Genomic DNA, 13,146 nt, shown 5'->3' on the forward strand with positions numbered 1-13,146 from the left:
CGCACCCTTTGCCGGTCTTTGCAAGACCAATCCGTAAGCAGCGCCCGTCACGGCGCAATCAGGCCTCCGGCAGAGCGATCCTCGCCTCAAAACCGTCCGCTTGACCGGTTGCGGGCGACAGAAGATCGAGGCGGCCGCCGATCTGCGCGACAATGCGCTCGGCGATGGCAAGGCCGAGGCCGGAGCCGGAAGCTTTGGTCTTGCCGCGCCAGAAGCGCTTTTTCAGACCGGCCAGTTCTTCCTGCGACAGCACGTTGCCACCGTTCAGAACACGAACGACGCCGTCGTCGATCTTGACAGTCACTTCGTCATCAGTCGGGCCATGGATCAGGGCGTTTTCGATCAGGTTGCGCATGACGATGGCGAAGGCGTCGATATCGACGTTGCGGATCAGCTCTTCGTCCGCCCCGTTTTCCAGGAGAATGCGGCCGGCCGTGCCGCTGTCTCGGTCGTAATCGCCGATGATGGTTTCGATGACGGCAATCAGATCGGCGGGCTTGTCTCCGGCGCCAATACCGGCCTGGGCGCGGGAGAGTTGCAGCAGTTTCTCCGCCAGCCGGCCGAGATTGGAGAGCGAGGTCTCGATCCGTCCGGCACGTTCTGCAAGCGCCCCTTGTGGTAGTTCGGCGATCAGACGCTGTGTCTGGGCGAGCGCGCCCGCGATCGGCGTGCGCAGCTCATGGGCGCTGTTGGCGGTGAATTCCCGTTCGGCTTCGAGAGCGGAGCGCAGACGGCCGAGCAGCAGATTGACGGAACGGGCGATCGGTCGAAGTTCGAGCGGCAGCGTGTCGCTCTCCAACGGGGCCATGTTGCCGCCGTCCTTGGTGGCTATTTCCGACCGCAACCGGTCGATCGGCCGAAGAGAGCGGCCGACGATGAACCAGATGGCGATGATGCTGCCCGGAATGAGGGCGAGCAGCGGCCAGAGCAGGGCGACACCGCTCTCGCGCGATGCTTCCCGGCGGTTCTTGAAGGCGTCTGCGACATGCAGGAAGAGCGTGCCGTTCATCGAGGATTCGGTGTAGATCCGATATCGCGGCGTGTTGTGGAATCCGATCTTCAGCGGCACATCGTAGGGCGTCTTCGGCGCATCGTGGGAGTGCAGGATGAGCTTGCCGGTCGCGTCGAGCACCTGGTAGGTCAGGTATTCCCGGTTCAGCCCTCTCTCCATGTTTTCGAGGATTTGCGGATCGGCGGCAGGGTCGCGATCGGCGAGATCGTCGACCACCAGCGGCATCAGCCGTTGGGCGGTTTCCTGCAATGCGCCGTCGAAGGTCTCCGAGAGCTCGTGGTTTACCACGTAGACGCCGATCCCGACCGCGATTAGCCAGAACAGGACGACTGTGCCGGTAAGCGCCGCGATCAGGCGGCGGGTGATGCTGGTGCGGTTGAGGCTCCTGCGCTGCGTCATCTCTCACCCAGGCAATAGCCGACACCGCGAGCCGTGCGGATGCGGTCCCTGCCGATCTTCTTGCGCAGACGGCTGACATAGACCTCCACCGTATTGCTTTCGATTTCCGAGCCGAAGGCATAAAGCGCTTCTTCGATCTGGTCCTTCGAGACGATGGCGCCCGGCCGCGCCACCAGGAGATCGAGAACCGCCCACTCCCGCCCGGTCAGCACGACATCCTTGCCGGAGAGCGAAATGCGGCGCTGCGGCAGGTCGATTTCGAGATCGGCAAAACGGATGGTCGGCTGCGGACTGCCGCTGTAGCGGCGGGCCACGGCCATGATGCGGGCCGAGAGCTCGCCAAGATTGAAAGGCTTCACCAGGTAATCGTCGGCACCGCTGTTCAGCCCTTCGATACGATCGGAGATCTGGTCGCGGGCGGTCAGAATGATGACGGGTGTCTCATCCGGTTTGCGGCGCAGTTTCTTGAGGAAGTCTATGCCGGTGCCGTCTGGAAGCTGCAGGTCGAGCAGGATAAGGCCGTAATGTACGGCGCTAGTGACCTCCGTCGCATCGGCAAGGTTTTTCACCCAGTCAATTGCATGCGGGGTCGCAGCGATATGGTCGCGCACCGCGCCGCCGATCGTGTCATCGTCTTCGACCAGAAGAATCCTCACCTGTCCCTCGCAACTATCGCCGGTGCTTCAGTTAATGCCGCCGAACCTATCTGGTCAATAAAGGCCGAAATAAGCCACAATGAGAAGCACAGTTCTTAACCTTGGGTTCTCCGGCCGATAACGTTCACGGCGGCTATGGACAGAGACCGGAGCCGCGATTACTTCTTTGCTCCCAATGAAGAGCGCGGCTGTGGACTGCCGCCGATCAAAGAGCTGGAGGAGGCTTGTTCATGCTGAAGGGAATTTCGCCGCTATTGAATGCGGATGTACTGCATGCGTTGAAATCGATGGGGCACGGCGACATGCTGGCGATCGTCGACACGAATTTTCCGGCCGACGCAATTGCGCGCCAGACCAGGCTTGGTCACCTTCTACGGATCGACAATGTATCGGCGGCCGAAGCCGTCGCGGCGGTGCTGTCGCTGATGCCGCTCGATACGTTCATCACCGACGCGGCGACGCGTATGGAGGTGGTCGGCGCGGCGGACGAAGTGCCGCAGGTTCAAGGGGAAGTGCAGGCTGCGATCGATCGCGCCGAGGGCAAACATTGGCCTCTGACGCCGGTCGAGCGTTTCGCCTTCTATGAGCGGGCAAAAACCGCCTATTGCGTGATCCAGACCGGGGAGCGTCGCTTCTATGGTTGTTTCACCTTGACCAAGGGCGTCATCCCGCCGGAAACCAAGTAACGCACCGCTTCAGCTCCATCTGGAACAAGAGGTGCTGTTTTTGCAAAGGAATGTGATGGCCAGGAAGTTGGACTCCCAGGGGCGGCTTGACGACGCGGCGCGAGCCGGCTGGCTGTATTACGTTGCCGGGCGGACGCAGGACGAGATCGCCATTGCCATGGGAATCTCCCGGCAATCGGCACAGCGACTGGTCTCGCTCGCGGTTGCCGAACGGCTGATCAAGGTGCGGCTGGATCACCCAATCGCGGCTTGCCTGGAATATGCCGTGGCGCTGCGTGAAAAATTCAAGCTGAGGCATGTCGAAGTGGTGCCGAGCGATCCGGACGGGACATCCTCTACCGTCGGTATCGCCGAAGCGGGAGCTGCCGAAATCGAGCGTTGGCTGAAGCGCAGTGATCCGATCGTGCTGGCGATCGGCACAGGTCGCACGCTGAAGGCCGCGGTCGATCAACTGCCGGTCATCGAGTGTCCGCAGCACCGGATCGTATCGCTGACCGGCAATATCGGTCCGGACGGTTCGGCCGCCTATTACAACGTCATCTTCAGCATGGCCGACGCGATCAAGGCGCGGCACTATCCCATGCCGTTGCCGGTGCTCGTCTCCTCGGCCGAGGAACGCGAACTCCTGCATGCGCAGGCGCTGGTGCGCTCGACGCTCGATATCAGTGCGCAGGCCGACGTGACGTTCGTCGGTGTCGGCGAGATGGGCGTCGAGGCGCCACTTTGTCTCGACGGCTTTCTGGAGAAAGACGAGATGCTGGCGCTGATGAAGCGGGGAGCGGCCGGCGAAATCTGCGGCTGGGTCTTCGACGGCGATGGCAAGCTGATGTCGGACGCGATCAACGAGCGAGTCGCCAGCGCGCCGCTGCCGCCACGCGAAGCCTCATCCGTCATCGGAATCGCCAAGGGCAAACGCAAGTTCGAGGCCATCAAGGCGGCCGTTACTGGCCATCAGATCAATGGCTTGATCACCGACGAAGCGGTTGCTGAATTTTTGCTCAAAGTGTGAGCAAAAAATAACATCATAAAAACAAATAGATGAGCTGCATGTTCTGCAATGCAGCAACGAAACCGCATTGACATTTTGCAGGGAACGGTGAGTAATTGCTCACGAGCAAAGCGAATGCTCATATTTGATCTTCTGGGAGGAAGATATGAAATTGAAAACTTTCCTGCTGGGCGCATGCTCCGCACTGATGTTTGCTGGAATCGCGTCTGCCGAAACCCTCACGATTGCAACCGTGAACAATAGCGACATGATCCGTATGCAGAAGCTTACGGACGATTTCAAAGCTAAAAACCCCGACATTGACCTGCAGTGGGTCACGCTCGAGGAAAACGTATTGCGCCAGAAGGTTACGACCGACATCGCTACCAAGGGCGGCCAATACGACGTACTGACGATCGGCACCTATGAAGTGCCGATCTGGAGTAAGCTCGGCTGGCTCGCGCCGCTCGACAAGCTTACTGCCGATAAGAACTACGATGTGGATGACCTTCTCCCGGCTATCCGCAGCGGCTTGACCTCGGACGGCAAGCTCTACGCTGCTCCGTTCTACGGCGAAAGCTCGATGGTGATGTACCGCAAGGACCTGTTCGACAAGGCCGGCTTGAAGATGCCGGATGCGCCGACCTGGGACTTTATCGCCGACGCGGCCCGCAAGATCACCGACAAGGACCATGAAGTCTACGGCATCTGCCTTCGCGGCAAGGCAGGCTGGGGCGAAAACATGGCGTTCCTGACGGCGATGTCGAACTCGTTCGGCGCTCGCTGGTTCGATGAAAAGTGGAAGGCACAGTTCGATCAACCGGAATGGAAGGATACGCTAGACTTCTACGTCAAGCTGATGAAGGACGCCGGTCCTCCGGGCGCTTCGTCCAACGGCTTCAACGAGAATCTCTCGCTGTTCCAAACCGGCAAGTGCGGCATGTGGATCGACGCAACGGTCGCAGCTTCCTTTGTTTCCGACCCGAAGGAATCGAAGGTTGCCGACAAGGTCGGCTTCGCTCTGGCTCCGGACAAGGGCCTCGGCAAGCGCGGCAACTGGCTCTGGGCATGGAGCCTGGCCATCCCGGCATCTTCGAAGAAGACCGAAGCTGCTGAGAAGTTCATCTCATGGGCAACCGGCAAGGAATACACCAACGTTGTTGCTCAGAAGGAAGGCTGGCTGAATGCACCTCCCGGCACCCGCGCTTCGCTCTATGCGAATGCGGACTACCAGAAGGCAGCCCCTTTCGCGAAGATGACGCTCGACTCTATCAACTCGGCTGATCCGGCCCATCCGACCGTCAAGCCGGTCCCGTATGTCGGCGTCCAGTTCGTCGCTATCCCTGAGTTCCAGGGCATCGGCACTGCCGTCGGCCAGCAGTTCTCCGCTGCCCTTGCCGGCCAGATCTCCGTCGATGCCGCACTCAAGGCCGCACAGCAACTGACCACCCGTGAAATGACCAAGGCTGGTTATCCGAAATAAGAAACCTCCCAAGGTACGGAGCGGAGCGCCACGTAGCGCTCCCTCCCTTAGGTCGCCGAGTGCCCGAACTGCTCTTCGGCGGCCTATTTTATTTTAGCCGGTCCGGTCCACGGCCATTTCCCCCTGCTAAAAGATAGGTCGGTGCTTGCCATGGCAACGTTACACACTCGTTCCACCGCCCGCGTCATGATGGCGCCCTCGGTTTTGCTTCTCTTCGCGTGGATGATCGTCCCCCTGGTCATGACGATCTACTTCTCGACGCTGAACTACAATCTCATGTCTCCCGGTGCGCATGATTTCATCGGGTTTCTCAACTACGAATATTTCGTCACCGACCCAGCCTTCTGGAATTCGCTGCTGGTCACGCTTCTGCTCGTGGGCGGCGCGCTGATCATCACGGTGGTCGGCGGCATTGCTCTCGCGCTCCTTCTCGATCAGCCGATCTTCGGCCAAGGCATAGTGCGCATGCTGGTGCTAGCGCCCTTTTTCGTCATGCCGACGGTCGCCGCCCTTATCTGGAAACATATGTTCATGAACCCGGTGAACGGGCTTCTGGCGCATCTTTTCAAGTTCTTTGGGCTCGATCCGCTGACCTGGCTGGAGACGGTTCCCCTATTTTCGATCATCATCATCGTCTCCTGGCAGTGGTTGCCCTTCGCAACCCTCATCCTGCTGACCGCTTTGCAGTCGCTTGATGAGGAGCAGAAGGAAGCCGCCGAGATGGACGGCGCCGGCGCGGTGTCGAAATTCATCTACATCATCCTGCCGCATCTGGCGCGTGCGATCACCGTCGTCATCCTCATTGAGACGATCTTCCTGCTCTCGGCCTTCGCCGAAATCCTCGTCACCACCAACGGCGGTCCGGGCACGGCAACGACCAACCTCACTTACCTGGTCTATTCGCAGCTCGTTCTACAGCAGGACGTCGGCGGTGCATCGGCGGGCGGCATCATCGCCGTCATTCTCGCCAATATCGTCGCGATCTTCCTGATGCGCGCAGTCGGCAAGAATCTGGAGGCTTAAGATGGCACGCAATATCACTACTCGGCGCAAGGTGGTTGTATCGGTGGTCGCCTGGGTCATCGCGATCCTCATCTTCTTCCCGATCCTCTGGACGTTCCTGACGAGCTTCAAGAGCGAAGGCGACGCCATCGCTTCGCCTCCGCAGTTTCTCTTCTTCCATTGGACGCTGGAGAATTATTTCGAGGTCCAATCGCGCTCGAACTATTTCCTTCACTTCGGCAACTCGGTCCTCATCGCCTTCGGTTCGACGATCCTCGGTTTGATCGTCGCCGTTCCGGCTGCCTGGGCCATGGCATTTTCTCCGACCAAGCGCACCAAGGATGTGCTGATGTGGATGTTGTCCACCAAGATGATGCCGCCGGTCGGTGCCTTCATCCCGATCTACCTGCTGTTCCAGGCCTTCGGTCTGCTCAACAATCAGTTCGCCAGCCGTCTCGGCATGGTCGTCGTGCTGATGTTGATCAACCTGCCGATCATCGTGTGGATGCTCTATACCTACTTCAAAGAAATCCCCGGCGAGATTCTTGAAGCCGCCCGCATGGACGGCGCGTCGCTGGCGAAGGAGATCATCTACGTGCTGACGCCGATGGCGATCCCGGGTCTTGCCTCGACGATGCTTCTCAACATCATCCTCGCATGGAATGAGGCTTTCTGGACGCTGAATCTTTCCGCGGTGGACGCGGCGCCACTCAGCACCTTCATTGCCTCCTATTCCAGCCCGGAAGGTTTGTTCTACGCCAAGCTTTCGGCAGCATCTACCATGGCGATCGCCCCGATCCTGATTCTCGGCTGGTTCTCGCAGAAACAACTCGTTCGCGGCCTCACCTTCGGCGCGGTTAAGTAAGGAAGAGAAACATGGGTAGCATTGTCCTGAAGAAGGTTTCTAAGGTCTTCGGCGAAGCCAAGGTCATCCCTTCCATCGACCTGGACATTGATGACGGCGAGTTCGTCGTGTTCGTCGGCCCCTCCGGTTGCGGCAAGTCCACGCTGCTGCGCCTGATCGCAGGCCTCGAAGATGTTTCCAGCGGCCAGATTTTGATCGACGGCAAGGACGGCACCAATCTGGCGCCATCCGAACGCGGCCTTGCCATGGTGTTCCAGTCCTATGCGCTCTATCCGCATATGAGCGTTCGCAAGAACATCGCCTTCCCGCTCAAGATGGCGAACATGCCACAGGCGGAGATCGACAAGAAAGTGGCGGAAGCGGCCCGTGTTCTGAACCTGACGGATTATCTGGAGCGCAAGCCGCGCCAGCTCTCCGGCGGTCAACGCCAGCGCGTCGCCATCGGTCGCGCCATCGTGCGCCAGCCCGCAGCTTTCCTCTTCGACGAGCCCTTGTCGAACCTCGATGCGGCATTGCGCGTCAACATGCGTCTCGAAATCAGCGAACTGCACCAGCAGCTCAAGACGACGATGGTTTATGTAACGCACGACCAGGTCGAAGCGATGACCATGGCAGACAAGATCGTCGTCCTGAACCGCGGCAATGTGGAGCAGGTCGGCTCGCCGCTCGAGCTGTACCGCAACCCGCAGAACCTCTTCGTTGCCGGTTTCATCGGTTCGCCGAAAATGAACTTCGTCACGGGTGTCTATGCGCAGAACCTCGGCGCCCATACGATCGGTGTCCGTCCGGAACACGTGCTGCTGTCGACCACCGCCGGTGACTGGCAGGGCAAGGTGAATGTTGCCGAGCATCTCGGCTCCGACACGTTCCTGCATATCGATGCCGATGGCATCGGCACCATCACAGCGCGCGGTACCGGCGATTTCCCGGCTCGCGCCGGCGATACCGTCTATCTGACACCCGACAAATCCCGCATCCACCGCTTCAACGAAAGAGGGCTGTCGATCTAAATCGCACACCTTCGCCGAGCTCGACCCACGCAGGCACGGCGAGCGCCATTTAAGCCTGGGCCCGCATCTGCCCATACAGGTAGGCCCAGGTCATCCTAGCCGGAGAGGTATTCCCCAAACTCTCCGGAGCAAAAGACCTTTCAGAAGGACTTGAGACATGACGTGCAAATTATCGCTCGCAACCCTTCAGGAGGCGGCTGCAACGGCTGCTATTCCGGCCTATGATCCGAAGTCGCTGTCGGCGGGCATCGTTCATTTCGGCGTCGGCAATTTCCATCGCGCCCACCAGGCAATCTACCTCGACGACCTCTTCAACACCGGCCAGGACCACGATTGGGCGATCATCGGTGCCGGCGTGCTGCCCTCAGACGCTGCCATGCGCGAAAAGCTTGCCGCGCAGAATTTCCTGACGACGGTGGTCGAGCAGGACAACAATCGCACCGCTGCGCGTGTTACGGCGCCGATGATCGACATCCTGCCGGTCGGCGACGCCAAGACGATCATCGATAGGCTTGCCGACCCTTCGATCCGCATCGTCTCCATGACGATTACCGAAGGCGGTTACTTCATCGACGCTTCCGGCAAGTTCAATCCCCGACATCCGGCCATTGTCGCCGACGGTCAGAATCCGGATGCGCCGAAGACGGTGTTCGGCCTGATCGTCGCCGGTCTCAAGGCCCGCCGCGCTGCCGGCCTGCAGTCCTTCACCGTCATGTCTTGCGACAACATTCCGCATAATGGCGGCGTCACCAAAGCGGCAGTCGTCGGCACGGCGAGGCTTTCGGATCCAGCCTTTGCCGACTGGATCGCCGCCAATGTCGCCTTCCCGAACGGCATGGTCGATCGGATCACGCCGGCAACCGGTATGCGAGAAATCGAACTGCTGAAGGAAATCTTCGATATCGAGGACAACTGGCCGGTCTATTGCGAAGAGTTCAAACAATGGGTGCTGGAAGACAATTTCCCCGCAGGCCGTCCCGCGTTGGAAAAAGTCGGCGTCACCTTCGTTCCGGATGTTTCGCCCTATGAGCACATGAAGATCCGCATCCTCAACGGCGGCCATGCGGCAATCGCCTATCCGGCGGCGCTGATGGACGTACATTTCGTGCACGAAGCCATGGAGGAGCCATTGATCCGCGCCTATCTCGCCAAGCTCGAGACCGAGGAGATCATCCCCGTCATTCCACCGGTGCCGAACACGGTGCTTGCCGATTATTTCAAGCTGATCGAGCGGCGCTTCTCCAATCCGAAGATTGCCGACACCATTCCGCGCTTGGCGCAGGATGGTTCGAACCGGCAGCCGAAGTTCATCCTGCCATCGACCGCCGACCGTCTCCGCCGCAACGAAGATGTCGTGGGCCTGTCGCTGGTTTCGGCGCTCTGGTGCCGCTACTTCGCCGGCACCACCGACAGCGGCAAGGATATCGTCTTCAACGATGCCAGCGCTGACAGGCTGCATGCCGCAGCATTGAAGGCCAAGGACGATCCGAACGCCTTCCTCGTCTTCGACGATATCTTCGGCAACGTCGCCAAGTCGGATCTATTCCGCAAGCGCTTTGCCCATGCATTAAAAACGCTGTGGGAAAAGGGTACCCGCGTCACCTTGCAGCTATACCTCGATAACAAACTCGCGGAATAATTGTCCATCGGCCGGGGCGCCCAAGTTCCGGCCGAATTTTTATAGCCAAAGCCTGCGTTCGAAGTGACGCGGCTGAAAACAGGGTTCGGGTTGGATCTGCGATGACTGATGCGGAGAAGGGACTCGTAATCTTCGATTGCGATGGTGTGCTCGTCGACAGCGAGCCGCTGTCCGTCAGCGTGCTCATCCAGGCTATGCACGATGTCGGTGTGGACATGAGCGAGGAGGACATCTACAGCCGCTTCCTCGGCAAAAGCCTTGCTACGCTGGTCGACACGCTGGAGACCGAATTCGATGTCTTCATCGATCAGGATTTTCTCGATCGCATCCGCAACGACCTGTATGACCGCTTCCGGCGCGAGCTGAAGCCGATCGACGGCATTGCCGCGACACTGGATACGCTGACGATTCCGCGTTGTGTTGCCTCCTCCAGCCAGATAGAGCGCATTCGGTTGTCGTTGGGCGTTACCGGTCTGTTGGAGCGGCTGGAGCCGAACATTTTCAGCGCCAGCATGGTCAAGCGCGGCAAACCGGCGCCGGATCTCTTCCTTTATGCCGCCAAGCAGATGCAGGTCGCTCCGCAAGACTGTATCGTCGTCGAAGACAGTCCAGCCGGGATCACGGCGGCGAGGGCGGCGGGCATGACGGTCTTCGCCTTCACCGGCGGCTCGCATGCCCATTCGCCGAGTTACCGGGCGGAACTGGAGCGGCTTTCCCCCGAAGTGGTGTTTGACGCAATGCCGGATTTGATACACCTTGTCCGCAACAAGACATAAGTGGACGGGGCCCCTTCTGTATGCGTGATCACGTGGTTGCGGTCGATATCGGCACTGGCAGCGCACGCGCCGGCGTGTTTACATCACGCGGCGCCCTGCTGGGCAAGGGCGAACATCCGATCATCATGAACCGCCCGCGTGAGAATCACGCCGAGCACAATTCCGAAAACATCTGGGCGGCGGTCTGCACGGCCGTGCGCGCTGCTGTTGCGGCTTCCGGCGTCAATGCATCCGTCATCGGTGCCATCGGATTCGACGCCACCTGTTCGTTGGTGGTGCGCGACACGGACGGCAAACCGCTCACGGTTTCAACCGGCGGCGAAGACCGGTTCGACACCATCGTCTGGCTCGATCACCGGGCGCTTGCCGAAGCGGATTTCTGCACGGCGACCAAGCATCAGGTTCTCGAACACTCCGGTCACTTCATGTCGCCGGAGATGGAAATGCCGAAGCTGATGTGGCTGAAGAAAAATCTGCCGCAGAGCTGGGCCAGGGCCGGTTATTTCTTCGATCTCGCCGATTTCATGACCTGGAAGGCGACGGGTTCGCTTGCGCGCTCGCGCTGCACGCTGACGGCAAAATGGAATTATCTCGCGCATCGCAAGCCCGGCTGGCAGACGGATTTCCTCAACGTGATCGGCCTTGGCGATCTGCGCGAACGCGGCAGCCTGCCGGAAGAGACTGCACCCGTCGGGGAAAGCGTCGGCACGCTGACGGCCGAAGCGGCGGAGGCTCTGGGGCTCGACCGCGAATGCCATGTCGGCGCAGGAATGATCGATGCTTATGCCGGCGCGCTCGGCACGCTCGCTGGCCATGCCGGCGACCTCAACGCACTGGAGCATCAACTGGCGCTGATCGCCGGTACGTCGAGCTGCATCGTCTCCTTCTCGCGCGAACGCAAGCGCAGCACCGGCATGTGGGGACCCTATTACGAAGCTGTGTTTCCGGACACCTGGCTGGTCGAAGCCGGGCAGTCGGCGACCGGCGCGCTGCTTGATTATATCGTCGGCATGCATGCGGCCGGCGGCGAACCGACGGCGGCGTTGCACGACCGCATCGTGAAGCGCATCGCGGAACTGCGCGCCGTCGAGGGCGATGCCTTTGCCGAGCGTATTCATGTGCTTCCGGATTTTCACGGCAACCGATCGCCGTTTGCCGATCCCCACGCGGTCGGCGTCGTCAGTGGCCTGACACTGGATGCGTCCTTCGATGGCCTCTGCCGTCTCTATTGGCGCACCAGCGTCGGCGTTGCACTCGGTATCCGCCATATTCTCGAGAAGATGCACGACTACGGCTACGTGCCCGATACGCTGCATGTCGCCGGCGGTCATGTGAAGAATGCCGTGTTGATGGAGCTTTATTCCGACATCACCGGCTGCAAAGTGGTCGTGCCGAAGATGAACGAGGCGGTGCTGCTGGGAACGGCAATCGCGGCTTCCGTCTCCTGCGGCCTATACGACAGCCTCGCGGCGGCGGGCGCGGCCATGTATCCCGGCGGTCACGAGCGCTTGCCGGACAAGCGCAAAAAGGCGCTTTATGACCGCGACTACCGACGTTTTCTCGCCATGTATCGTCATCGCGCCGAACTGGACTCCATGGAATAAAAAACGCCGAAGGAATCTCCGGCGGCCATGGCATCGCTTGCCAATCGTTATCGAAGCGGCGTGTGTGCGAACATGCCTTCCAGCTCTTCGATCCTGCGGATGCGGGTCTCTGCCTCCTCACCGGCGGCGTGAATGACCGCTGTGGCCAAGAATTCCAGCAACGCCATCATCGCCGACTGGTTTTCGTGACCGCCGGTGCGCAGGGGTGGCAACGATAGCGTCATATTGGCGAATTCATGTGCCCATTCGGTATATTGGCTGGTGATCAGCAGCACTTTGTAGCCGGAGCGGCGGGCGGAACGCGCAAGCAGCCGTGAGGTGACGAAGCGGGGCGAATCGATGATCACCACCAACGCGTCGGTCGACTGATGGCCCAGCAGCTCGATGTAGCTGCCATTGGCGCCGTCGAGGAACTGCACATGGTCGCGGGCGAATGCGAGGCGGTCGCAGAGATGGCGTCCGAGGCTCGCGAGACTAAGATGTGCGGTGACGAAAACCTCGCTGGCCGACAGGATAGTTGCCACCGCATCCAGCCATTGCGGCTGGCTGGTGAGATTGTAGATATGCTGCAGCATCTCGACCTGCTCGGCGATCTGGCCGGCGATCGGACGTCCCTCGTTGGCATCCTTCTGCAATTGCTCAAGAACGTTCGGCAGTTGCAGCGTCACCGGCGCTACATTTTCTCTTAGGTGCACTTTGATGCCATCCAGGCCCTGATAACCGAGCGACCGCAGAAAGCGTCCGACGGTCATCGGACTTAGTTCCAGTCTGTCGGCGACGGAAGAGGCGGTTTCGAAGGGCAGCTCGTTCAAGTGTTCGGAAAAATACTTGGCGATTCGGCGCTCGGCGGGAGTGCCTGTTTTGATATATTGTCTAAGCTTCTGGCCAAGGTCTTCCAAATGTTACGCCTCGCTGACGGTCTATCCGAAGTGTGATCGCGCCGAATGCAGAAACAATCGGGGCGCTTGCAAATTTTAGATGACCGCTAATCATGTTTAGGTTGTTGTTTTTCGTATAACACTCACC

At 59.9% G+C, this 13,146-nt stretch carries 12 protein-coding genes; 9 read left to right on the plus strand and 3 right to left on the minus strand.

All coding sequences use genetic code 11. From position 1 onward, the window contains the following. Positions 1-58: 58 nt before the first annotated feature. Together FHT86_RS28980 and FHT86_RS28985 are read right to left on the minus strand one after the other, a co-directional pair. Positions 59-1,411, minus strand: coding sequence for an ATP-binding protein (locus tag FHT86_RS28980; RefSeq protein WP_133710361.1), 1,353 nt, complete (start codon positions 1,409-1,411; stop codon positions 59-61). Then, complete coding sequence (locus FHT86_RS28985; protein ID WP_133710362.1) at positions 1,408-2,067, minus strand: response regulator transcription factor; 660 nt, start codon at positions 2,065-2,067, stop codon at positions 1,408-1,410. Before FHT86_RS28985 ends, FHT86_RS28980 begins: the two co-directional genes overlap by 4 nt. Before the next feature lie 230 nt (positions 2,068-2,297). Between FHT86_RS28985 and FHT86_RS28990 the strand changes: the two genes are divergently transcribed. From FHT86_RS28990 to FHT86_RS29030, 9 genes are all read left to right on the plus strand, one after another. Next, on the plus strand, positions 2,298-2,753 hold the full coding sequence (locus FHT86_RS28990) for an RbsD/FucU family protein (protein WP_133710363.1): 456 nt from the start codon (positions 2,298-2,300) through the stop codon (positions 2,751-2,753). 55 nt (positions 2,754-2,808) lie between these two features. Beyond that, positions 2,809-3,762 carry a sugar-binding transcriptional regulator gene (locus tag FHT86_RS28995; RefSeq protein WP_133710364.1) on the plus strand — a complete coding sequence of 318 codons (954 nt, stop codon included), beginning with the start codon at positions 2,809-2,811 and terminating at the stop codon, positions 3,760-3,762. Between the two features lie 145 nt (positions 3,763-3,907). Continuing rightward, positions 3,908-5,224, plus strand: coding sequence for an ABC transporter substrate-binding protein (locus tag FHT86_RS29000; RefSeq protein ID WP_133710365.1), 1,317 nt, complete (start codon positions 3,908-3,910; stop codon positions 5,222-5,224). A 150-nt stretch (positions 5,225-5,374) separates the two neighbouring features. Continuing rightward, positions 5,375-6,247: a carbohydrate ABC transporter permease gene (locus FHT86_RS29005; RefSeq protein WP_133710366.1), complete on the plus strand. Its 873-nt coding sequence runs from the start codon at positions 5,375-5,377 to the stop codon at positions 6,245-6,247. Between the two features lies 1 nt (position 6,248). Next, the gene (locus FHT86_RS29010; RefSeq protein ID WP_133710367.1) at positions 6,249-7,091 is read left to right on the plus strand and encodes a carbohydrate ABC transporter permease; all 843 of its coding nucleotides are present in this window, start codon (positions 6,249-6,251) and stop codon (positions 7,089-7,091) included. An 11-nt stretch (positions 7,092-7,102) separates the two neighbouring features. Further along, entirely contained in the window at positions 7,103-8,101 is a 999-nt protein-coding gene (locus tag FHT86_RS29015) for an ABC transporter ATP-binding protein (RefSeq protein ID WP_133710368.1), read from the plus strand. Between the two features lie 157 nt (positions 8,102-8,258). Further along, entirely contained in the window at positions 8,259-9,740 is a 1,482-nt protein-coding gene (locus FHT86_RS29020; protein WP_133710369.1) for a mannitol dehydrogenase family protein, read from the plus strand. A gap of 101 nt (positions 9,741-9,841) precedes the next feature. Then, a complete protein-coding gene (locus tag FHT86_RS29025; protein ID WP_133710370.1) occupies positions 9,842-10,516 on the plus strand; it encodes an HAD family hydrolase in 675 nt (224 codons plus the stop codon). 20 nt (positions 10,517-10,536) lie between these two features. Next, complete coding sequence (locus FHT86_RS29030; RefSeq protein WP_133710371.1) at positions 10,537-12,120, plus strand: FGGY-family carbohydrate kinase; 1,584 nt, start codon at positions 10,537-10,539, stop codon at positions 12,118-12,120. A gap of 47 nt (positions 12,121-12,167) precedes the next feature. On the opposite strand, the gene FHT86_RS29035 is transcribed toward FHT86_RS29030, so the two are convergent. Next, positions 12,168-13,019: a MurR/RpiR family transcriptional regulator gene (locus FHT86_RS29035; protein WP_133710372.1), complete on the minus strand. Its 852-nt coding sequence runs from the start codon at positions 13,017-13,019 to the stop codon at positions 12,168-12,170. Between the last annotated feature and the right edge of the window lie 127 nt (positions 13,020-13,146).

It is taken from the genome of Rhizobium sp. BK313, from assembly GCF_014193655.1.
Classification (GTDB): Bacteria; Pseudomonadota; Alphaproteobacteria; order Rhizobiales; family Rhizobiaceae; genus Rhizobium.